The 26794-nt window shown below is 53.5% G+C and carries 1 protein-coding gene (only partly in view); it reads left to right on the top strand.

Annotated features, from left to right (window positions below):
• Positions 1-26664, top strand: partial view of a non-ribosomal peptide synthase/polyketide synthase gene (locus ACUC6J_RS11225; protein WP_447250205.1) — the 3' portion only. 15717 nt of this gene lie to the left of the window's left edge; the window shows 26664 of its 42381 coding nt (coding positions 15718-42381); the start codon falls outside the window, past its left edge; the stop codon is at positions 26662-26664.
• Positions 26665-26794 lie beyond the last annotated feature (130 nt).

Genomic DNA, 26794 nt, shown 5'->3' on the forward strand with positions numbered 1-26794 from the left:
CCGATTGATCCGGAATATCCGGCCGATCGTATCCGCTTTATGCTGGAGGACTCGGGAGCGAAGCTGGTGCTGACGCAAGGGCATCTGGCGGAGCAAGCCTCGCTGAGTTTTGACGGCCAAGTGCTGGTACTGGATCGCGAGGACATCTATCACGAAGACAGTTCAAATCTAGAGCCCCTGGCTGGACCGCACCATGTCGCCTATGTCATTTATACCTCTGGCTCCACGGGAAAACCGAAGGGCGTGATGGTGGAGCACCATTCCGTGCTGAACCGGATTTTGTGGATGCATAATCGCTACGGCTTGAGTGCGGAAGATACGATTCTGCAAAAGACCGCCTTCACCTTCGACGTGTCGGTGTGGGAGCTGTTCTGGTGGTCAATGGTCGGCTCGAAGGTAAGCCTGTTGTCCGTGGGCGGGGAAAAGAACCCGGAAGACATCGTGGACACGATTGCCCGCGACGGCGTGACTACAATGCACTTTGTACCCGCTATGCTGCGTGCATTCCTGGAGTATGTGGAGCAGCAGCCACGAGAAGTAATGCAAGCGAAGCTGGGCACGCTGCGCCATGTCTTTGCCAGTGGTGAAGCGTTGCCGCCACAGCATGTGGCCCGGTTCCAGCGGCTCGTGTCGAGCCTGGCCGGAGCGAAGCTGGTCAACCTGTATGGACCAACCGAAGCGACGGTGGACGTATCGTACTTTGATTGCGAGCCGGATGAGGAATATGCAATGATTCCGATCGGGAAACCGATTCAGAATATCCGTCTGTACATTGTGAAGGAAGGCACGGAGCAATTGCAGCCGATTGGGGTTGCAGGGGAACTGTGTATTGGTGGTGTCGGCGTAGCCCGCGGTTACCTGAACCGTCCGGAGCTGACGGCCGAGAAATTTGTGAAAGATCCGTTTGCTGGCGGGGAAGCAGGAGACGAACGGATGTACCGGACCGGCGATTTGGCGAGATGGATGCCGGACGGGAACATTGAGTATCTGGGCCGGATCGACCATCAGGTGAAAATCCGGGGGTACCGGATTGAACTGGGCGAGGTCGAAACGCAGCTGCTCCAAGTGGAATCGGTACGAGAAGCGGTGGTCATGGCTCGTACGGATGAAACGGGCCAAAAACAAATGGTGGCCTACTATGTTGCGGGGCAAGAAATCGGAGCCAGCGAGCTGAGAAGTGAGCTGGGCCGAGAATTGCCAGGCTACATGGTACCGTCCTACTTTGTACAGCTGGAGCAAATGCCGCTGAGCCCTAATGGCAAAATCGACCGCAAGGCATTGCCGGTACCGGAAGGCAGCCTGCAAACCGGAGCCGACTATGCAGAGCCGCGTACGGTGCAAGAACGCGCGCTGGTCGCGGTCTGGCAGTCCGTACTGGGGCTACAGACGGTCGGTATTTTGGACAATTTCTTTGATCTGGGCGGTGATTCGATCAAAGCCATCCAAATCGCATCCCGTGCGTTCCAGGCCGGCTATAAGCTGGACATGAAGGATTTGTTCCAATATCCGACAGTTGCAGCCCTGGCACCGCATATGCATGAGGTCCGTCGTATGGCAGATCAAGAAGAAGTGAGCGGGGAAACGGCGCTACTTCCGATCCAGCATTGGTTCTTTGCGCAGGAGCGCGAGCGTCCGCAGCACTTTAATCAGGCGGTCATGCTCTATCGCGCTGAGGGCTTTGAGGAGACGGCGATTCGTCAAGTGATGGATCACCTCGTGAAGCATCATGATGCGCTTCGTACGGTATTCCGTCAGACTTCCAATGGTTATACGGCTTGGACACGGGCTGTAGAGGAAGGCACGCTGTATACGCTGGAAACAGTGGACTACCGTAAACAGGAAAACTATGCGGAAGCGCTGGAAGCGAAGGCAACGGAAATTCAAAGCAGCATGGACCTGTCCGCAGGACCGTTGGTGAAGCTGGGATGGTTCCGTACAGCCGAAGGCGACCATCTGCTGATCGCCATTCACCACTTGGTGGTGGACGGAGTGTCGTGGCGGATTCTGTTCGAAGATTTCTCGACAGGCTACGAGCAGGCGATCCAGGGTGAGCTCGTACGATTGCCGTATAAAACAGATTCCTTCCAAACTTGGGCACAGGAGTTATCTTCTTACGCCAACCGTCCTGAGGCTGCCTCGGATGAAGTTTATTGGAAGCAGCTGGAACAGGCCAAAGCGGAAGCTATGCCGCTGCCTAAGGATTTTGCCTACGAGGGCTCCTTAAACGCAGACAGCGAAGTGCTGACCGTAGCGTGGACCGAAGCTGAAACCCAGCAACTGTTAAAGCAGGCTCATCGTGCCTACAACACCGAGGTCAATGATTTGCTGCTGACCGCGCTGGGACTCGCGCTGCACAACTGGACAGGCGCAGGCCATGTGCTGGTGAATCTAGAGGGACACGGTCGGGAAACGATCCTGCCAGAGGTGGATATTACGCGTACCGTAGGCTGGTTTACGAGCTTGTATCCAGTGCTGCTGGAGACCAGCAAGGAAATGACACTGGCTCAGCGGATTAAAGAAACCAAGGAAGGCTTGCGCCGGATTCCGCATAAAGGGCTGACCTATGGCATTTGGCGTTACCTGTCCTCTGGGTCCAGATCGAATGACCGTGCGATTGCAGCCGAACCGGAAATCAGCTTTAACTACTTGGGGCAGGTGGATCAGGATCTGCAAAACAGTGGAATCACGTTGTCGTCCTACCATGCAGGGGAGACAGAGGATGCCCATTCCCGCTTGCCGTACACGCTGGATTTAAACGCGATGATCTCGGAAGGCACACTGCGTTTGACAATTGCTTACAGCCGTAAGCAGTATCGTAAAGAAACGCTGGAGCGTGTGGCGGGACTGCTGCAATCCGCTTTGCAAGAGGTCATTGCGCATTGCACCGTTCAGGAAAAACCGGAACTGACGCCAAGTGATGTGTCCTTCAAAGGTCTGACGACGGGAGAGCTGGAGCAGATTGCGGAACAAGCGGCACATATCGGTGAGCTGGAAAATGTATACGTACTGACGCCAATGCAAAAGGGGATGCTCTTTTACAATCTGATGGATTCGCAATCGGGAGCGTATTTTGAACAGGCATCCTTTAATCTGCGAGGGCATTTTAATATTGCTGCATTTGCGGCCAGTCTGGATGTCTTGGTGCAGCGGCATACGGTACTGCGTACGAACTTCTACAGTGGCTGGAAGGATGAACCGCTTCAGGTCGTGTACCGGAATAAGCGCAGTGAACTGTATGTTGAGGATCTGCGGGATATGGAGGAAGAGCAGCAAAACGAGTACATCCTCGAATTTACACATAAAGACAAGCAAAGAGGCTTTGATCTGGCAAAAGACGCCTTGATGCGTGTCGCTGTGTTGCGCACAGGTGAGGAATCGTACCGTTTTGTATGGAGCTTCCATCATATCGTGATGGACGGCTGGTGCTTGTCGCTGGTGACAAACGAAGTGTTTGCGAGTTATTTTGCGATTCTGGCTCATAAACAACCGGAACTGGCCCCTGTCACGCCGTACAGTCAATATATCGAATGGCTGGAACAGCAGGATCGTCAGGCCGCAACCAGCTACTGGAGCAAGGTGCTGGAAGGATATGAGGAGCAGTCCCGTTTGCCACAGGCAAAAATTCAGGGCAAAACAGGGTATCAGGCGGAGCGTCTGGATTTTGATTTGGGCGTAGAGCTAACCGCTGGTATTCAGCGTATAGCCAAGCGTTATCAGGTCACCATCAATACGTTGATGCAGACCGTTTGGGGCCTTTTGCTGCAAAAATATAATGGCACCGATGATGTCGTGTTTGGCAGCGTGGTATCTGGACGTCCGGCAGACATTCCGAATGTGGAGCACATCATTGGTCTGTTTATCAATACGATTCCGGTACGTATCCGCAGTCATAAGGACAGTGTATTCTCTGACGTGATGAAGCACATCCAGGAGCAATCGATTGCTTCCCATGTCTACGATACGTATCCGTTGTATGAAATTCAGGGATTGTCGGAGCTTAAGCAGGATTTGATTAATCATATTCTTATTTTTGAGAACTATCCGGTCGAGGAACAAATCGAGCAATTAGGTAGCGGTGAGGCGGCCAGCTTCACCATTACAGGAGCCGAGTCCGTCGAGCAGACCAACTATGACTTTAACGTGGTAGTGCTGCCGGGGAACACCATTCACATGAGCTTCGGGTATAATGCCCTGGCCTTTGAACGGGAAAGTGTAGAGCACATTCGAGGTCATCTGGTACAGCTGCTGGAGCAGGTGACAGCGAATCCAGACATCCGTGTACATGAGCTGGATATGGTTACGGTGCAGGAGCGCGAGCAAATCGTTGAGGTCTGGGGCAATACAGCGGCAACCTATCCAAGCGAGCAAACGATTCACGGCTTGTTCGAGGCGCAAACGGAGCAGACACCGGAGCAGACAGCCTTATTCTTTGAAGGAGAGCAGTTGACTTATCGCGAGCTGAATGAACGCGCCAATCAATTGGCCCGTACCTTGCGCAGTCAAGGCGTGACGAAGGATCGTTTGGTGGGTCTGATGACCGAACGGTCGGTGGACATGCTTGTGGGGATCTTCGGGATTTTAAAAGCCGGAGGCGCCTATGTACCTATCGATCCAACCTACCCGGAAGAGCGTATCCGCTATATGCTGGACGACTCGGGTGCGAAGCTGCTGTTGACACAAAGCCATCTGGTGGACAAAGCAGTTATCGATGGTCAAGTGCTGGTGCTGGATGGAGCACAAAGTGTGTATCACGAGGATGGCTCCAACCTGGAGCCGGGGTCCGGTTCGAACGATTTGGCGTATGTGATTTATACGTCAGGGACGACGGGGCAGCCGAAGGGCGTGATGCTGGAGCACCATGGGCTGTGCAATCTGAAAACGTATTTTGATCAGACGCTTCGGATCCGTACGTCGGATCATGCGCTGCTGTTCGCCAGCTACTCGTTTGATGCAGCTTGCTGGGAAATCTTCCAAGCGCTGTTCTGCGGCGCCACGTTATACGTACCAACAACAGAGACGATTTTGAACTACGAGCGGTTTGAGCAATATATGGCCGATCACCGGATTACGGTGGCCGCTTTGCCGCCGACCTATGCGGTGTACCTGGAGCCGGAGCGGATGCCAAACCTGCGTATTTTGTTCACCGCGGGCTCAGCCTCTTCCACAGAATTGGTATACAAGTGGAAGGATCAAGTGGCGTACTACAATGGCTACGGTCCAACCGAAAACTCGGTGGCAACGTCCATCTGGCCGGTATCCGAGGATGAAAGGGCAGGCCAACTCATTTCCATCGGTCGTCCTATGCCGAATCACCGGGTGTACATGCTGGATGTGCATGGACATTTGGCTCCGGTCGGCGTAGCAGGTGAGCTGTGCGTGTCTGGTCCGGGTCTGGCGCGTGGTTACCTGGATCGTTCAGAACTGACGGCGGAGAAATTTGTACCGAACCCGTTTGCAGCCGGTGAAGCCGGCTATGAACGAATGTACCGTACGGGGGACTTGGCAAGATGGATGCCAGACGGCAACATTGAATATTTGGGCCGGATCGACCATCAGGTGAAAATCCGGGGCTACCGGATCGAACTGGGCGAGGTCGAGGCACAAATATTGAAAGTGGAGGACGTGCAAGAGGTCATCGTCCTGGCCCAAGCGGACGAGCAGGGACAAAACCAACTGGTGGCGTACTATGTCGCTGAAAGAGACGTCAGCGCGAGTGAACTGCGCGGCTTACTGGGTGAGGATCTGCCCAACTACATGGTGCCTTCATACTTCATCCAGCTGGAGCAGATGCCGCTGACACCGAACGGAAAAATCGACCGCAAGGCCCTGCCGACACCGGAGGGCAGCCTGCAAAGCGGAGCGGATTATGTAGAGCCGCGCACAGCACTGGAGCAGACGTTGGTTTTGATTTGGCAGTCTGTCTTAGGAGCGAAGAGAATCGGGATTTTGGATAATTTCTTTGACCTCGGCGGCGATTCGATCAAAGCGATCCAGGTATCGTCCCGCTTACTGCAAGCGGGCTACAAGCTGGACATGAAGGATTTGTTCCAATATCCGTCCATTTCGCTGCTGAGTGGTCATGTACAGAAGGTCAGTCGTACGGCCGATCAGGGCGAGATATCAGGCAGCGTCAAGCTGACCCCGATCCAGCAGTGGTTCTTTGGACAAGCCTCGGCAGAGCCGCATTATTTTAACCAGTCGGTGATGCTGCATCGAGCAGAAGGCTTCAATCTAGACGCATTGCGTCAAACGATGACCAAGCTGACGGAGCATCATGATGCGCTGCGTATGGTCTTCCGTCAGACCGAACAGGGCTATGAAGCGTGGAATCGCGGTTTGAATGAAGGCGAGCTGTATCATCTGGACGTTGTGGATTTGACAGATATGCCAACCATTGCAGAGGTGACAGCAACCATTGAAACGAAAGCCAATGCCATTCAAAGCTCCATTCGTCTAGACGAAGGACCGCTGGTGAAGTTGGGACTTTTCCGCTGCATGGATGGAGATCATTTACTGATTGCCATTCACCATTTGGTTGTAGACGGCATTTCATGGCGGATTGTGTTTGAGGATTTTGCGACTGGATATGAGCAGGCCGTTCGGGGAGAAGCGATTCGCTTGCCATATAAAACGGATTCGTTCTCCACTTGGGCAGAGCGTTTGTCTCAATATGCCAACAGTCCGGCCATCGACAATGAACGCGAATATTGGCAGCGTCTTGCCCACGCGGAAGTCGCATCGCTACCTAAGGATCAAGAAAGAGCGGCAGGACAGCATTTTGTGGTCAGAGACAGTGAGACGGTAACCGTGGCGTGGAGCGAACAGGACACCCGACTGCTACTGCAAGAAGCACATCGTGCATACCACACCGAGGTCAATGATCTGCTGTTAACTGCACTCGGCAGCGCATTGTACAACTGGAGCGGTCAGGAGCGTGTGCTGGTCAATCTGGAAGGGCATGGCCGGGAAGCTATTGTTCCCGATATCGACATCACACGTACCGTGGGTTGGTTTACGAGTCAGTATCCGGTGCTGCTGGATGTGGATGGAACATCAGAAGTAGGGCAGCGCATCAAACGGGTAAAAGAGGACCTGCGGCATGTACCGCATAAGGGCATTGGCTACGGTATGTTGAAGTATATGTCTTCGGATGATGCTACCTCTTCCTGGAGCCTGCAGCCTGAGATCAGCTTTAACTATTTGGGACAATTTGATCAGGACTTGGAAAATGGGGAGATCACGCTGTCTTCACATCCAGGTGGAGAGCCGTTGAGTGACCGCACCGTACTGGAGCAGCCGCTGAATGTGAACGGCATGATTACAGCAGGCGTGCTGACCCTGGAAATTCGTTATGACAGTCACGTATACCAACAGCAAAACGTAGAGAAGTTTGCCCGGCTATTGCAGGAAAGCTTGCAGGAAGTCATCAAGCATTGTGCCTCCCAAGAGCGGAGTGAGCTAACGCCAAGCGATGTCTTGTTCAAAGGCTTGACACTGGAGCAGCTGGAGCAATTGACGGAGCAAACGGCTTCTGTGGGCGAGCTTGAAAATGTGTATGCTCTCTCTCCCATGCAGAAGGGGATGCTGTTCCATAGTCTGATGGAGCCGGACTCAGGCACATACTTCCAGCAAGCGTCGTTTGATCAAAAGGGCAGCTTCGATGTTGCTATTTTCCGTAAGAGTCTGGATCTGCTGACACAGCGTCATGAAGCGCTGCGGACGAATTTCCATCAATTTGAGACAGGACACGGTCTGGAGTCATTGCAAATCGTGTTCCGTCATAAAAATAGCGATCTTTCCTTCAAGGATATACGCGAAATGCCGAAAGCGGAGCAACAGGCGTATATCCAGGCGTTTAAGCAGGAGGACCAAGCGAGAGGTTTTAATCTCGGTACGGATGCGCTGATGCGCGTACAAGTGTTGCAGACCGATGAAGAAACGTATCACTTGGTCTGGAGCTTCCATCACATTGTCATGGATGGCTGGTGCTTATCGCTCGTTACGGGTGAAGTGTTTGGTACGTACTTTGCGCTGCTGGAGCAGAAACAGCCAGAGCTTGCTCCGATCACACCATATGGCCAATATATCGAATGGCTAGAGCGCCAAGATGAACGTGCGGCAAAAGAGTATTGGAGCAGCTATTTGGCTGGCTTTGAACAGCAGACGTTATTACCTGGAGCGGATACTTTATCCAAAGACCACGTGGCGGATAGCAACGAAAGTGTTCTGTCTACGACAACAAGCGATACCAGCAAATATGTTTCTGAAAAAATAACGGTAGAGCTGGATCCAACGTGGAGCGAAGCCATGTACCGGATTGCGAAGCAGCAGCAAGTCACGATCAATACGCTGATGCAGAGCGTGTGGGGCCTTGTTTTGCAACAATATAACAACAACGAGGATGTTGTATTCGGCAGTGTCGTATCTGGACGTCCGACGGATATTCCGGGTGTAGAGCATATGATCGGCCTGTTCATTAATACCATCCCAGTGCGGATTCAAAGTGAGCGAAATGCCACGTTTGTGGACATCATGCGCAAAACGCAGGAGCAAGCGCTGGCTTCAGGCGTCTATGACAGCTTCCCGCTGTATGAGATTCAGGCGCTGACCGAGCAGAAGCAAAATCTGATTAACCACATTATGGTGTTTGAGAACTATCCGGTCGAGGAACAAGTTGAGCAGCTGGGTGAAGCTCGTCCATCCGCGTTTGACATTACGAATGTAGAGGTTGTCGAGCAAACGAACTATGATCTGGACTTGATTGTGATGCCAGATGAAACCTTCCGGATCATGTTCAGATACAACGCGAATGTGTACGATCGGTCTACGATCGAGCGGATGCAGGGACATGTACTGCATGTCATCGAGCAAATTATTGACAATCCGCATATCCGTGTGAATGAGCTGGAACTAGTGACAGCGGAAGAGCAGGCACAGATCGTTCAGGTGTGGGGAGATACGGCGGCAGCCTATCCGCAGGACCAGACGCTAAGCAGTCTGTTTGAGCAGCAGGCAGCGAATACACCGGAGCAAGTGGCAGTACTGTGTGGTGCAGAGTCGTTGACCTACGCGGAGCTGAACGAACGGGCTAACCGTTTGGCCCGGACCTTGCGTGCGCAAGGGGTTCAGCCGGATCAGCCTGTGGGCATTCTGGTTCACCGTTCACTGGACATGATCGTAGGCATCTACGCGATCTTGAAGGCCGGCGGAGCCTATGTGCCGATTGATCCGGAATATCCGGCCGATCGTATCCGCTTTATGCTGGAGGACTCGGGCGCGAAGCTGGTGCTGACGCAAGTGCATCTGGCGGAGCAAGCCTCGCTGAGTTTCGACGGCCAGGTGCTGGTGCTGGATCGTCAGGAGCAGGACGGCAAGAACATTTATCACGAAGACGGATCAAATTTGGAGCTACTGGCTGGACCGCACCATGTCGCCTATGTCATTTATACCTCCGGTTCGACCGGAAAACCAAAGGGCGTGATGGTGGAGCACCATTCCGTGCTGAACCGGATTTTGTGGATGCATAATCGCTACGGCTTGAGTGCGGAAGATACGATCTTGCAAAAGACCGCCTTCACCTTCGATGTGTCGGTGTGGGAACTGTTCTGGTGGTCGATGGTCGGCTCGAAAGTAAGCCTGTTGTCGGTCGGCGGAGAAAAGAACCCGGAAGACATCGTGGACACGATTGCCCGCGACGGTGTGAGCACGATGCACTTTGTACCGGCCATGCTGCATGCGTTCCTGGAGTATGTGGAGCAGCAGCCACGAGAAGTAATGCAAGCGAAGCTAGGCACGCTGCGTCACGTCTTTGCCAGTGGTGAAGCGTTGCCGCCACAGCATGTGGCCCGGTTCCAGCGGCTCGTGTTGACTCTGGCCGGAGCGAAGCTGGTCAACCTGTACGGTCCGACCGAAGCGACGGTGGACGTGTCGTACTTCGATTGCGAGCCGGATGAGGAATATGCAGCGATTCCGATCGGAAAACCGATTCAAAATATCCGTCTGTACATCGTGAAGGAAGGCACGGAGCAATTGCAGCCGATTGGGGTGGCAGGGGAGCTGTGCATCGGCGGTGTCGGCGTAGCCCGAGGCTATCTGAACCGTCCGGAACTGACGGCCGAGAAATTTGTGAAAGATCCGTTTGCTGGCGGGGAAGCAGGAGACGAACGGATGTACCGCACTGGTGATTTGGCGAGATGGATGCCGGACGGCAATATTGAATACTTAGGCCGGATTGACCATCAGGTGAAAATCCGTGGGTACCGGATTGAGCTGGGCGAGGTCGAAACGCAGCTACTCCAAGTGGAATCGGTACGAGAAGCGGTGGTCATGGCTCGTGCGGATGAAACGGGCCAAAAACAAATGGTGGCGTACTATGTCGCCGGGCAAGAAATCCGTGCCAGCGAGCTGAGAAGTGAGCTGGGCCGAGAGCTGCCAAGCTACATGGTCCCATCGTACTTTGTACAGCTGGAGCAAATGCCGCTGAGTCCCAATGGAAAAATTGACCGCAAGGCATTTCCGGCACCGGAAGGCAGCCTGCAAAGTGGAGTCGATTATGTCGCACCGCGGACGTGGGTGGAAGTGAAGCTGGCGCAAATCTGGCAGGATGTGCTGGGCCTGGCGCAGGTCGGCGTAAAGGAAAACTTCTTCGAGATTGGCGGACATTCGCTGCGGGCGACGACACTGGCCTCGAAGATTCACCAAGAGCTGAACAAGCCGCTTCCTCTGCGCAGTATTTTTGAAGCCCCAACGATTGAACAACTGACAGCTGTGCTGGAGGGGCTGGATCAAGTGGCATATGCATCGATTCCGGTAACGGAAACTCGCACATTCTATCCGTTATCCTCGGCGCAAAAACGACTGTATGTGCTGCATCAGTTCGACCCGCAGGATGTGAATTACAACATGCCGTCGGTGCTGCAAGTGAGCGGTCCGCTGAATGTGAAACGAGTAGAGAACGTATTCCGTCAACTGATTGCCCGCCATGCAACCTTGCGTACCCGTTTTGAGCTAATCGACAGTGAGCCAATGCAATGGATTGAGGACACTGTGTCGTTCGAGGTGGAATATACGAAGGTACAGGCAGAGGGTGCGACTGCGGACACAGATCAGGACACAACTACAGATACGTACACAAGAGTCAACATAGAAGCGCAACAGCGGGTACGGAGCTTTGTTCGTCCGTTTGATCTCAAAGCTGCGCCGCTGCTGCGGGTAGGCTTGGTGGATCTGGGCGCTCAGGGAGTAGAGCAGGAAGCTCAACATCTGCTTATGCTTGACATGCACCATATCGTCTCGGATGGGGTGTCTCTAGAGGTCCTGACCGACGAATTTGTCCGCTTGTATGGCGGTGAAGAGCTAGCGCCATTGCGGATTCAGTACAAGGATTATGCCGTATGGCAGCAAAGCGAAGCCCACCAGGAATGGATGCAGCGTCAGGAAGCGTACTGGCTTGACACCTTCCAAGGTGAACTACCTGTACTGGATCTCTCTACTGACTTTGCCCGCCCAGCGGTGCAGAGTACGGCAGGGGATACGATCGAATTTGTACTAGAGCGTGAGGTTAGTGAACGCCTGAAAGAACTGGCGGCACAAACCGGCGCTACTCTGTATATGGTGTTGTTGGCGGCGTACACCACGCTCTTACACAAATACACAGGCCAAGAGGACATCGTCGTTGGCACACCGATTGCCGGACGACCGCATGCGGAGCTCAGTAATCTGGTGGGTGTATTCATCAACACGCTGGCGATGCGCAATTATCCGTCCAGCGACAAGTCGTTCCTGGATTATCTGCAAGAGGTCAAAGAGCATGCGCTCCGTGCGTATGAGCATCAGGACTATCCGTTTGAAGAACTGGTTGAAAAACTGAATGTAACGCGGGATACGAGCCGGAATGCGCTGTTTGACACGATGTTTGAGCTGAAAACAATAGAGCAGCAGGAGTTCGAGCTGGAAGGTCTGACCTTGAGCTCCTATCCACTGGACAATCATACGGCCAAGTTTGATCTGAGCTTGGAGACCATAGAGCAGCCCGAAGGTATTCTGTGCCGTCTGGAATACAGTACGGCGCTGTACAAGCCGGAGACCATGACGCGATTGGCACAGCATTTTGCGGAAATCATTCGAGCTATTGCCTATCATCCACAGCAGTCACTGGCAGTTTTGAATATGGTAACCGCCGAGGAAAAAGAGCAACTCATCGATGGATTTGGAAATGTGGGGGTATTAGGTGCTGATGCTGTTGAAGCAGGAGCCCTGTTCCATGCCTTTGTGGAAGAACAGGCCCAGCTTGTACCAGATCACGTGGCAGTGGTGTACGAGGAGCAACAGCTGACGTACCGCAAACTGAACGAGCGTGCGAACCAATTGGCGCGTAAATTGCGAAAGGAAGGCATTGAACGCGAATCCATTGTCGGCATTTTGAGTGAACGCTCGGTAGACATGCTGGTCGGCGTATTGGCGGTGTGGAAAGCCGGAGGCGCCTATGTGCCGCTGGATGCAGACTATCCATCCGAACGGATTCGTTTCATGCTGGAGGACAGCGGTGCGACGGTACTGTTGACCCAAACGGGATTGCAAGAGCGTGCCCAGGCATGGCTGGAGGAAAGCCAACAGGCCTTGGCCGGAGGGCAGACTGAGGGTGAATTGGAAACAGCAGCTGGTGCTGAAATGATGGAAAGGGACAACCTGAGTGAAGGCGTAAGCTTGAAATCAGATTCGCCACCTGACCGCGAAGCAGCATCCGAGCCAGCAACAGGGTTGCGTCTGCACACCGTACTGACGTTGGACAATGAGTCACTGTACACCGGAGATACGACAGACGTCGATCATATTAACGAACCGCAGGATCTGGCGTATGTGATCTACACGTCTGGGACAACCGGACGTCCAAAAGGTGTCATGATCGAACATCGCAGCTTGGTGAATACCGCTGCGGCCTATCGTCGGGATTACCGCCTGAGCGAATTCCCGGTACGACTGCTACAACTGGCCAGCTTCTCCTTCGACGTGTTCGTCGGCGATATTGCGCGGACACTCTATAACGGGGGAACGATGGTCATCTGTCCGAAAGACGACCGGATTGATTTTAGCCGTCTCCACGGATGGATTCGTGATTATCAAATTACGGTGTTCGAATCCACACCGGCTTTGATCGTACCGTTTATGCAGCATGTGCATGAACACGCACTAGACATGAGTAGTCTAGAGCTGCTCATCACGAGCTCTGATAGCTGCAGTGTGACAGACTACCGAGTGCTGCAGGAGCGGTTTGGTGCGGAGATCCGCATCATCAACAGCTACGGTGTTACGGAAGCGGCGATTGACTCCAGCTTCTACGACGAAGAACTGTCGAAGTTGCCAAGCAGCGGCCATGTGCCGATTGGTCAGGCGTGGCTGAACGCACGCTTCTACATTGTGGACAGCCAGCTGAATCCGGTGCCGATTGGTGTACTGGGCGAGCTATGCATTGGCGGAGCCGGGGTCGCACGGGGGTACCTGAACCGTGCGGACTTGACGGCGGAGAAATTCGTAGCGAACCCGTACATGCCGGGTGAACGACTGTATCGTACCGGCGACTTGGCGCGGTGGATGCCGGACGGCCATGTAGACTTTATCGGCCGGATGGATGATCAGGTCAAAATCCGGGGCTTCCGGATTGAACTGGGCGAGGTGGAAGCGCAGCTGCTGACTGTGGCTGGCATTGAGAAAGCCATCGTCACCGCCTGGGAAAACGAAGACGGAGACAAGGATCTGTGTGCGTATGTCGTAGCCTCGGAGGCGCTGAATTTGCCGGAGCTGCGCAGCACACTGCAGCCCAAACTGCCGGGCTATATGATCCCGACCTACGTCGTACCCCTGGATCGTTTCCCGCTGACACCGAATGGGAAAATCGACCGCAAAGCGTTGCCCGCACCGGAAGCGCGCCTCGAAGGAGGCACGGAGTACGTTGCGCCGCGCACAGAACTGGAAGAGCAGTTGGTCCGTATTTGGCAAAGCGTTCTGAATCATCACCAAATAGGCATCCAGGATAACTTCTTTGAAGTGGGAGGACATTCGCTGCGCGCTACTACCCTGATGGCGAAAATCCATCAGGAGCTGAATCACAAGCTGGCCTTGCGAGATATTTTCCAATATCCGACGATTGAGCAATTGGTACAGGTGATGGGTGAAGATCAGACCCAGCAAACGTATGTATCCATACCTGTGGCAGAGGAGCGCGAATATTACCCCGTTTCCTCGGCGCAAAAACGGATGTACGTTCTGAGTCACCTGGAAGGTGGAGAGGTTAGCTACAACATGCCAGGAGCTTTGATTATCGAAGGTTCCTTGGATAAAAAAAGACTGGAACAAGCCTTCCGCCAACTGATTGCCCGTCATGAAGCCCTGCGAACCCGATTCGAGATGGTGGATGGTGAGGTGATTCAGCGGATTGAATCCAGCGCCCCATTCAGCGTGGAGTATGTACAGGCAAGTGAAGAAGAGACACCGCAGTACGCACAGGACTTTGTACGTGCATTTGATCTCGCACAAGCCCCATTGCTGCGGGTTCAGTTGATCGAAAATGGACCGGGGCGTCACGTCATGCTCTATGACATGCACCATATTATTTCGGATGGCGTCACGGAAGGCATTATCGTGCAGGAGTTTTCTCAATTGTATGAAGGCCAGGAACTGCCGCCACTGCGGATTCAGTACAAGGACTATGCGGTTTGGCAGCATGCAGACATGCAAAGTGAACGCCTTCGTGAGCAAGAAAGCTATTGGCTGAAAACCATGTCAGGTGAAATCCCGGCGCTGGATATGCCAACGGATTTTACAAGACCTGCTGTACAGCGTCTGGAAGGAACTCGATTTGAGTTTGCGATCCGTATGGAGGACAGCGAGCAGCTGAAGCAGCTGGCCGCGCAAACTGGCTCTACCTTGTACATGGTGTTGCTGGCAGCGTATAGCACGCTTTTGCATAAATACACGGGTCAAGAGGACATCATCGTCGGCACGCCGATTGCCGGAAGACCACATGCGGAACTGGGGAGCCTGGTAGGCGTATTCCTCAACACGCTGGCGATTCGCAATTATCCGTGTGGCGACAAAACGTTCCTGGATTATCTGCAAGAGGTCAAAGAGCATGCGCTCCGTGCGTATGAGCATCAGGAATATCCGTTTGAAGAGCTGGTTGAAAAGCTGAATTTAACGCGGGATACGAGCCGGAATGCGCTGTTTGACACGATGTTTGAGCTGAAAACATTTGAGCAGCAGGAGTTCGAGCTGGAAGGCCTAACCTTTAAGCCGTATCCGACGGACAATCCTACGTCCAAATTTGATCTGACCTTGGATGCCGTAGAGCAGCCAGAAGGTATTCTGTGTAGTTTGGAATACAGCACGGCGCTGTACAAGCCGGAGACCATCGCACGCTTGGCACAGCATTTTACTGAACTCGTACGTGCGATTACACTTCATCCACAGCAGCCACTGGCAGCTCTGGATATGGTAACTGTCGAGGAGAAGGCACAAATCCTCTATGGTTTTGGAGATGTAGGCGTATCGGAGGTTGCGGCTGAAGCAGAAGTCTTATTCCATGCCTATGTGGAAGAACAGGCACAGCTTGTGCCAGATCATGTGGCGGTGGTGTACGAGGAGCAGCAGCTTACGTACCGCCAGCTGAACGAGCGTGCGAACCAATTGACGCGCAGACTGCGAAAAGAAGGCATTGGACGCGAATCCATTGTCGGCATTCTGAGTGAACGCTCGGTAGACATGCTGGTCGGCGTACTAGCGGTATGGAAGGCTGGAGGCGCCTATGTGCCGCTGGATGCAGACTATCCGTCCGAGCGCATTCGTTTCATGCTGGAGGACAGTGGTGCGACGGTGCTGTTGACTCAAACCAGTTTGCAGGAGCGCACGCAAGCATGGCTGAATGAAAGCCAAGGGGCTCTGGGCGAAGGAAAGACCGAGGGTGAGTTGGAAACAGCGGTTAGCGCTGAAACGATGGAAAGAGACAGCCTCAATGAGGGTGTAAGCTTGAAATCAGATTCGCCACCTGACCGCGAAGCAGCATCCGAGCCAGCAACAGGGCTGCGTCTGCACACCGTACTAGCATTAGACGATGAGTCGCTGTATACCGGAGATGTCACAGACGTCGATCACATCAACGAGCCGCACGATCTGGCGTATGTGATCTACACGTCCGGTACAACGGGACGTCCAAAAGGCGTCATGATCGAGCATCGCAGCTTGGTCAACACGGCTGCGGCCTATCGCCGGGATTACCGTCTGAACCAGTTCCCGGTACGTCTGCTGCAACTGGCCAGCTTCTCCTTCGACGTGTTCGTCGGCGATATTGCGCGGACGCTTTATAACGGTGGAACAATGGTCGTTTGTCCGAAAGACGACCGCATTGATCCAAGCCGATTGTATGGCTGGATTCGTGATTATCAAATCACCGTGTTCGAATCGACGCCAGCCTTGATCGTACCGTTTATGCAGCATGTGCATGAACACGGGCTGGACATGAGCAGTCTGGAACTGCTGATCACGAGCTCGGATAGCTGCAGCGTGACGGACTACCGGGTGCTGCAAGAACGGTTTGGTGCAGATATCCGCATCATCAACAGCTATGGTGTCACGGAAGCGGCGATTGACTCCAGCTTCTACGATGAAGAGCTGTCGAAACTGCCAAGCAGCGGGAATGTGCCGATTGGACAGGCGTGGCTGAACGCACGCTTCTACATCGTAGACAGCCAGCTGAATCCGGTACCGATCGGTGTACTGGGCGAGTTGTGCATCGGCGGCATCGGGGTCGCACGGGGGTACCTGAACCGTGCGGACCTGACAGCCGAGAAATTCGTGGCGAACCCGTACGTACCGGGTGAACGTTTGTATCGCACCGGCGATTTGGCGCGGTGGATGCCAGACGGCAATGTAGACTTTATCGGCCGGATGGACTATCAAGTCAAAATCCGGGGCTATCGGATCGAGCTGGGCGAGATTGAAACGGCGATCCAGCGGGTACCGGGTGTGCGTCAAGCCGTAGTCATCGACCGGACGGACGAGCGTGGACACAAGTATTTGTGCGGATACATCACGGGAGAAACCGAGCTGCGGATCGAGGAAGTACAAGCAGAGCTGGAAGCCGGACTGCCAGCGCACATGGTGCCAGCACGGCTGATGCGACTGGAGACGATCCCGCTGACCAGCAACGGCAAAATTGACCGTAAGGCCTTGCCGGAACCGGAAGGCAGCATCCATACGGGAGCAGCCTATGTAGCCCCGCGTACCAAGGTGGAACAAGTATTGGCTACGGTATGGGCCGGAGTGCTCGGCGTGGAGGCCGTAGGCACGCAGGATAACTTCTTCGAGCTGGGCGGCGATTCGATCAAAGCGCTGCAAGTATCGTCCCGCTTGCTACAAGCAGGCTATCGACTGGAGATGAAAGACCTGTTCAGCCATCCAACGGTGTCTGCATTGGCGCTGAAAGTCCAATCCGTTACCCGATTGGCGGATCAGAGTGAAGTGGTAGGCGCTTTGAAGCTGACACCCGTTCAACACTGGTTCTTTGAGCAAAACCTGGCGGATGCTCATCATCACAACCAGTCCATCATGCTGCATAGCAAGGATGGTTTTGATGAAGCGGCACTGCGCACAGCGATGGATCACATCGTTAGTCATCATGATGCACTGCGGATCGTTTTCCGTCCTACCGAACACGGGTATGAAGCCTGGAACCGCGCCATTGGCGAGGGTGAGCTGTATACGCTGGAACGCATAGACTTCAGCCATGAGTCGGAAGTGTCTGCGGCGATCGAGGCCAAAGTAAATGAAATTCAGGCGGGGATTCATTTAAGCGAAGGACCGCTGGTGAAGCTGGGGCTGTTCCATTGCCCAGATGGAGATCATTTGCTGATGGTTATTCATCACTTAGTAGTAGATACCGTTTCTTGGCGCATTTTGTTCGAGGATCTTACGACAGCCTACGAACAGGCGTTGAACGGACAACCGGCTCGTCTTCCGCACAAAACGGATTCGTTCCGTACCTGGGCTGAGGGACAGTCTCACTATGCGAACGGTCCAGAAATGGCAGCAGAATTCGCCTTCTGGCAAGAAATGGAGCAGGGTGTGTATGAGCCGCTTCCAAAAGACGAATCCCCTTCTCATTCCTTGAATAAAGACAGCGAGCTCATGACAGTCACGTGGACAGCTCAAGAAACGGAGCAGCTGTTAAAACAAGCGCATCGTGCCTACAACACGGATATGAATGATTTGCTGCTGACCGCACTCGGCCTGGCTATTCATCGCTGGGCGGGGATTGAACGAGTGCTCGTCAACCTGGAAGGCCATGGACGGGAATCCATTCTGCCCGAGCTGGATATTACGCGCACGGTAGGCTGGTTTACGACCCAATTCCCGGTTGTGCTGGATATGAGCGCAGGGCAAGATCTTTCACAGCGCATCAAACAGGTGAAAGAAGGGCTACGCCGGATTCCGCAAAAGGGTATTGGCTACGGTATGTTGAGATACCTGTCCGCAGCATGTGAGCAAGGGCGTTTTGGAACCGAACCTGAAATCAGCTTTAACTATTTGGGACAATTTGATCAGGATATGCAAAATCCATCCATTGGCGTGTCTCCTTACGCTAGCGGTGCCGAGCTTAGCGCATATGCAGCCAGATCGCACGCACTGGATCTGAACGGACTGATTTCAGAAGGTCAATTACAATTGACGATCAGCTACAGCCATCAGGAATATCGCAAGGAAACGATGGAGCAGCTAGCCGAAGCGCTCAGAACCAGCCTGCAGGAAATCATCGCACATTGCGCGGGTCGCAAACAGCAGGAGCTGACGCCAAGCGATGTCAAGCTTAAACATGTAACCTTGGCCGAGCTGGATCAGTTAGTAGAGCGGACTCGTGACATCGGGGAACTGGAAAATGTATATGCCTTGACACCGATGCAAAAAGGCATGTTGTTCCATAGCCTGATGGATGCAGCGTCAGGGGCTTATTTTGAACAAACGACCTTTGACTTGCGTGGTCGCTTCCAAGCAGATATTTTCCAAGATAGCTTGAATCATTTGGCGCAGCGGCATGAGATCTTTAGAGCTAATTTCATTAGCGGCTGGCAGGATGAGCCCGTGCAGGTGATTTTCCGGCGCAAGGATGTTGGTTTCAGCTATGAAGATTTGCGTCATTTGGATGATCAGGAACGTGACGCGTATGTGCAGGAATTTATTCGCCAGGACAAGGCAGCCGGATTCGATTTGTCCCGGGATGCGTTGATGCGCGTGGCGATTTTACGGACAGGTGATGAGGATTATTACTTTGTGTGGAGCTCTCATCACATCCTAATGGACGGCTGGTGTGTGGCGTTGGTAACGGATGAGGTGTTTGAGGCTTATTTTGCAGCCGTAGAACATAGAGAACCAAAGCTCGCCCTGGTGACTCCATACAGTCAGTATATTGAGTGGCTTGAAGCCCAGGATGTAGAAGCAGCAGCCTCATACTGGAAAGATTATTTGCTGGGCTATGATCAACAAACGTCGATTCCAACCGGAAAAGTCGGCACGAAAGCGGACGGTGCACAATTTGAGCATGTGTTGTGCGATCTAGGTAAGGATTTGACAGGACGCATGGAAATGGTAGCCAAGCAGTACCACGTGACCCCGAATACATTACTGCAAACAGCCTGGGGCTTACTGCTTCAAAAGTACAACGGTAGTGATGATGCCGTATTTGGCGGTGTCGTGTCGGGTCGTCCGGCTGATATTCCGGGGATCGAAAATATGGTGGGCTTGTTCATTAACACCATTCCCATCCGAATCCGGAGCCAGGCTGAGGACACCTTTGCTGACCTGATCAGAGTGAATCAGCAGCAGGCGCTGGCTTCTCAAGATTATGAGACGTATCCGCTGTATGAAATTCAAGCCTTGACCGAGCAAAAGCAAGAGTTGATCAACCACATTATCGTGTTTGAAAACTATCCGGTGGAGGAGCAGGTCGAGCAGCTTGGCGAAGGTGCAGCGTCGGATTTTGTAATCAGCAATGCAGGTATGATTGAACAAACGAACTATGATTTCAATCTGGTCGTCATGCCGCAGGAAGCGATGAAAATCCGATTCGAATATAATACAAAAATATTTGATCGGGAAGCCGTGGAACGGACTCAGGGGCATTTAATACAGCTACTGGAACAAGTGGTAGCGAATCCGGACATTCGGGTGCAAGAGCTGGATGTGTTAAGCGAGCAGGAACGCGAGCAAATTCTCAGCGTATGGGGAGATACAGCCGCCGAGTATCCAAGCGAGCAAACGATCCATGGTCTGTTTGAGACACAAACGGCGCACACACCAGAGCAGCCAGCGTTGTACTTCGAAGGAGAGCAACTGAGTTATCGCGAGCTGAATGAACGCGCGAATCGTCTGGCTCGTACCTTGCGCAGTCAAGGTGTGACGAAGGATCGGCTGGTGGGTCTGATGACCGAACGCTCGGTAGACATGATCGTGGGTATCTTCGGGATTTTGAAAGCCGGAGGAGCATATGTACCTATCGATCCAACCTATCCGGAAGAGCGTATCCGCTATATGCTGGATGACTCGGGAGCGAAGCTGTTGTTAACTCAAGGTCATCTGGTGGACAAAGTAGCTTTCGACGGTCACGTGCTGGTGCTAGATGGAGCACAAAGTGTGTATCACGAGGATGGTTCTAACCTGGAGCCGTTGTCCGGTCCGAACGATCTGGTGTATGTGATCTATACATCGGGGACAACGGGGCAGCCGAAGGGTGTTATGCTGGAGCATCACGGGCTATGCAATCTGAAAACGTATTTTGATCAGGAATTCGAGATCAGTACCTCAGATCATATGTTGCTGTTCGCCAGCTACTCGTTTGATGCGGCTTGCTGGGAAATCTTCCAAGCTCTATTCTGCGGAGCCACGTTGTACGTGCCAACGTCAGAGACGATTTTGGACTACGAACGGTTTGAACAATATATGGCGGATCACCACATCACGGTGGCAGCATTGCCGCCTACCTATGCGGTGTATCTGGAGCCGCAGCGGATGCCAAATCTGCGTATTCTGGTCACTGCGGGTTCAGCCGCTTCAACAGAGCTGGTATACAAGTGGAAGGATCAGGTGGCGTACTACAATGGCTATGGTCCAACTGAAAACTCGGTAGCGACATCCATCTGGCCGGTATCCAAGGATGAGAGAGCAGGACAGCTGATTTCCATTGGACGTCCTGTGCCGAATCATCGGGTATACATGGTAGATGTACACGGGCATTTGGCTCCGATAGGCGTAGCGGGTGAGCTGTGCGTGTCTGGTCCGGGTCTGGCACGTGGTTACCTGGATCGTCCAGAGCTGACGGCGGAGAAATTTGTACCGAATCCGTTTGCGGCTGGCGAAGCCGGGTATGAGCGGATGTACCGCACAGGCGACTTGGCAAGATGGATGCCAGACGGAAACATCGAATACTTGGGCCGGATTGACCATCAAGTAAAGATCCGGGGTTACCGGATTGAGCTGGGCGAAGTCGAGGCACAAATATTGAAAGTGGAGGACGTACAAGAGGTCATCGTCCTGGCCCAAGCGGACGAGCAGGGACAAAATCAACTGGTGGCGTACTATGTCGCTGAAAGAGAAGTAAGCGCTGGTGAACTGCGCAGTTTACTGGGTGAGGAGCTGCCAAACTACATGGTGCCTTCTTTCTTGGTACAGTTGGAGCAAATGCCGCTGACACCGAACGGTAAAATCGACCGCAAGGCCCTGCCAGCACCAGAAGGCAGCCTGCAAACCGGAGCCGACTATGTCGCACCGCGAACGTGGGTGGAAGTGAAACTGGCGCAAATTTGGCAGGATGTACTAGGCCTCACTCAGGTCGGTGTGAAGGAAAACTTCTTCGAGATTGGCGGACACTCGCTGCGGGCGACCACACTGGCCTCGAAGATTCACAAGGAACTGAACAAGCCGCTTCCCCTGCGCAGTATTTTTGAAGCACCAACGATTGAGCAACTGGCAGTCGTACTGGAACAGTTGGATCAAGTAACATATGCGTCCATTCCAGTAACGGAAGAGCGCAGCTTCTATCCCTTGTCCTCAGCGCAAAAACGACTGTATGTGTTGCATCAGTTCGATCCACATGATGTGAACTACAACATGCCATCGGTGCTGCAAGTGAGCGGTCCGCTGGACGTGAAGCGAGTGGAACATGCATTCCGTCAACTGATCGCCCGTCATGAGTCCTTGCGTACCCGCTTTGAACTGGTGGACAGCGAGCCAATGCAGTCTATTGAGGACACCGTACCGTTCGAGGTCGAATTTACGAAGGTACAGGCAGAGGGTGCAACTACGGACACAGACACGAGGGTCAATAAGGAAGTACAAGAGCTGGTGAGTTGCTTTGTCCGTCCGTTTGATCTACAAGCTGCACCGCTGCTGCGGGTAGGCTTGGTAGATCTAGGCGTATCAGGAGCAGGGCAGGAACCGCAGCATGTACTCATGCTCGACATGCACCACATCGTTTCGGATGGCGTGTCGATGGGGGTACTGACTGAAGAATTTGTCCGCTTGTATGACGGTGAACAGCTGCCGCCACTGCGGATACAGTACAAAGACTATGCCGTATGGCAACAAAGCGAGGTCCATCAGAAGTGGATGCAGCGCCAGGAAGCCTACTGGCTCGATACCTTCCGGGGGGAACTGCCTGTGCTGGATTTACCGACAGACTTTGCCCGTCCGTCGATACGAAGTACGGCAGGCGATACCGTGGTGTTTGGGCTGGAACGCGAAGTGAGCGAACGCCTGAAGGAACTGGCGGCGCACACAGGCTCTACCCTGTATATGGTGCTGCTGGCGGCGTACACCGCACTCTTGCATCAATACAGCGGCCAAGAGGACATCGTTGTCGGCACGCCGATTGCCGGACGACCGCATGCCGATTTGGAGCCAATCCTCGGGATGTTCGTCGGTACGTTGGCATTGCGAAACTATCCGACAGCGGAACATACCTTCCGCAGCTACGTGGAAGAAGTGAAGGTTCGGGCCCTGCAAGCCTACGAGCATCAGGACTATCCATTTGAGGAACTGGTGGAAAAGCTGAATGTGAAGCGGGATATGAGCCGCCATCCATTGTTCGATACGATGTTTACCCTGCAAACGACCGAGGAAGGCGAGCTGCAACTGGCAGACCTGAGCTTCCGTCCATACGGCTTGGAGCAAACACCAGCGAAGTTTGACTTTACGCTGGAAGCCAGAGAGGAAGAGGCAGGCATCCAGTTCGGATTGCAATATGCAACTGCGTTGTATCAACGGGAAACCGTTGAACGGATGACACGTCACTTTATTCGCTTAGCCGAAGCCGTGGCGGCAAACCCGGATGCGAAGCTGGGTGAGCTGGAACTGATTACGACCGAAGAAACCGAACAGATTCTGGAGGTGTTCAATGATCCGAACGCGCACAGCGTGCGTGGAACACTGCAAGGTCTGTCGCTCAGCGAGCGTTTTGAAGAGCAAGCGAAAAACAGCCCTGAGCGGATAGCCGTTGTATCTGGGGACATAGGTCTAACCTACGCTGAGCTGAATGAGCAGGCGAACCGGTTGGCCCGTGTGTTACGGGCAGAAGGAGTTGAAGCAGATCAACCGGTAGGCGTACTGCTGGAACGTTCTGCGGATCTTCTGGTGAGCATTCTGGGGGTACTGAAGGCCGGAGGCGCGTATGTGCCAATGGATACGATGTATCCACAGGAACGGATCGACTACATGCTTCAAGACAGTGGGGCCAAGGTCGTGATCACCAGCAGAGTTGCCAACCTGTCACTCGAACTGCCATCGACAGTACAAGCTATCGTTCTTGACGATGAGGACGTTCAAGCTCAATGGGGAGCACAGGATGCGAGCAACCTGATCCCTGTCGCCGGCCTGCATAACCTGGCCTATATGATCTACACGTCAGGTACAACCGGTCAGCCGAAAGGGGTTATGATTGAGCAAGGCAGTGTCGGCAATCTGGTAGATGCTCTGTATGAACGAGTGTACAGTCGGTATGATCAGCCGCTTCACATCGCATGGCTGTCCGCATTTGTATTTGACGCTTCGGTGAAGCAAATCTTTGCCAGCTTGCTGCTAGGTCATACCCTGCATGTGGTGTCCCGTGACGTCAGCCTGAGCGGAGAGCATTTGATCGCCTACTACCGCATGCACCGGATTGATCTGTCGGACGGCACACCAGCGCATCTGCATATTTTGAACGAAAGCGTCAATGTGACAGAAGCGCCGGATGTGAAGCATTACCTGATCGGGGGCGAAGCCTTATCCGTGCAGCTGGTACAGGGGTTCCTGCACAAATGGTCCGGGTATCATCCGGTCATTACGAACGTGTATGGTCCGACCGAAGCGACCGTAGATACGACCGCCTATACGATTGAAGATGTAGAGTCGCTGAATGTACTGCTGGAAAAAGGGGAGCACACGGTATCCATCGGAACGCCGATAGCCAACCAGGCTGTGTACATCTTGAACACTCGACAACAGCTGGTACCGATGGGGATCGCGGGTGAACTCTATATCGGAGGGGCAGGTATCGCACGAGGATACCTCAACCTGCCGGAACTGACGGCTGAGAAGTTTGTCCCGAATCCGTTTGCTGATGCGACGGCCGCTGATCCAGCGGACAGCACTTACGCAAACCGGATGTACCGGACAGGCGACCTGGCACGGTGGCTGCCGGATGGCAGTATCGAGTATTTAGGCCGGATCGACCATCAGGTCAAAATTCGCGGGTATCGGATCGAGCTGGGCGAGGTGGAAGCACAGCTGCTGACTGTGGACGGCATTCAGAAAGCCGTAGTCACAGCATGGGAAAACGAGGACGGACACAAGGATCTGTGTGCCTATATCGTAGCTTCGGAGTCGCTGAGTCTACCGGAACTGCGGAATGCGCTGCAGCCGAAGCTGCCGGATTACATGATCCCGACGTATGTGGTACAGCTGGATCGTTTCCCGCTGACGCCCAACGGGAAAATCGACCGGAAGGCATTGCCAGCACCGGAAGCACGCCTTGAAGGAGGCCTAGAGTATGTGGCACCGCGGACGCCACTGGAGGCCAAGCTAGCCCAAATCTGGCAGGATGTCTTGAAGCTGTCCAGCGTAGGAGTCACCGACTCATTCTTCGATATGGGTGGACACTCCCTGCGGGCCACGACGCTGGTGGCCAAAATCCATCAGGAACTGGGCAGCCGAATTACACTGCGTGAGGTGTTCCAGCACTTTACGATTGAGCAGCAAGCCCAACTGATCACCGCGCAGGGCACAGACACCTATACGGTGATCCCTGCAGCTGCGAAACAGTCTTACTATCCGGTCTCCTCAGCTCAAAAACGACTGTATATTTTGAGCCATCTGGACGGTGGGGAGGTCAGCTACAATATGCCGGGTGTATTAGTCGTGGAGGGGCCGCTTCAGGCAGATCGACTGGAGGATGCGTTCCGTCAGTTAATAGCCCGCCATGAAACGCTGCGAACTTCCTTCGAAATGGTGGACGGCGAGGTTGTTCAGCGGGTTTACGATCAGGTGGCGTTTGCAGTAGAGCGCCTGCAGGCCCATGAGTCCGAAGCCGAAGCCTATATCGAGTCTTTTGTACGCAGCTTCGATCTTCAGCAGGCACCTCTGCTGCGTGTCCGTCTCATTCAAACCGGACCCGAACGTCATCTCCTGATGTACGACATGCACCATATTATTTCAGACGGTGTGTCGTCTAACAATATCGTGCAGGAGCTGGGACAACTGTACGAGGGACAGGCCTTGGCGCCGCTGCCCATTCAGTACAAGGACTATGCCGTGTGGCAGCAGCAGGAAATGCAGCGTGAATCATACCAACGCCGGGAACAGTTCTGGCTGGAGCATTTAGCCGGAGAGTTGCCTGTACTGGAGCTGCCGATTGCTTATCCTAGACCTGCTGTTCGCAGCTTCGAGGGAGCAATGTATGAATTTACAGTGGACCCGAATGTATCCGAGCAACTGCGCCGAATCGCGGCACAGACCGGAAGTACGCTGTACATGGTGCTACTGAGTGCCTATACCGTCCTGCTGTCCAAATACAGCGGTCAGGACGATTTGATCATCGGTACGCCGGTAGCAGGCCGCTTGTTGCCAGAACTGGAGCCACTGATCGGCATGTTCGTCAATACACTAGCCATCCGGCATCAGCCGCAGGGCGACCAAACGTTCCACAGCTACCTGCTGGAAGCCCGAGAACGTACGCTACAAGCCTTCGAGCATCAGGATTATCCGCTTGAGGAGTTGGTGGAAAAGCTGGATGTAGCGCGGGATGCAAGCCGTAATCCGTTGTTTGACACCATGTTTGTACTGCAAAATACGGAGTCACAGGAAGCGAAGCTTGAAACACTGTCCTTTAGTCCGTATGTTCAGGAGCATCGTATTTCCAAATTCGATTTGACCTTGTCCATGAGTGATGAAGACGGGCAGATCAAGGGTTCCTTCGAATATTGCACAAAGCTGTTTGGCGTAGATGCTATTGAACGATTAACCGGAGATTTGATAGCGATCCTGTCCCAGGTTGGAGCTAATCCAGATTTGCTATTAAGCGATATTCAGGTGAACTCGAGCGAGCAGCCGGAAGGCTTCTCGCCAGATTCCATCGACTTTATTTTCTAAATCAGTGTTCTAAAAAGAAATGATTTCACTTTGCATGCGCAGAGGGCGGCGGCTTGTCCGACTGCCCTTGCCTGCAAAGTATTAATTTTCCGACACATTGCTCAATTACGTAACAAAGCACCATTCCAAC

Source organism: Paenibacillus sp. JJ1683, from assembly GCF_053006485.1.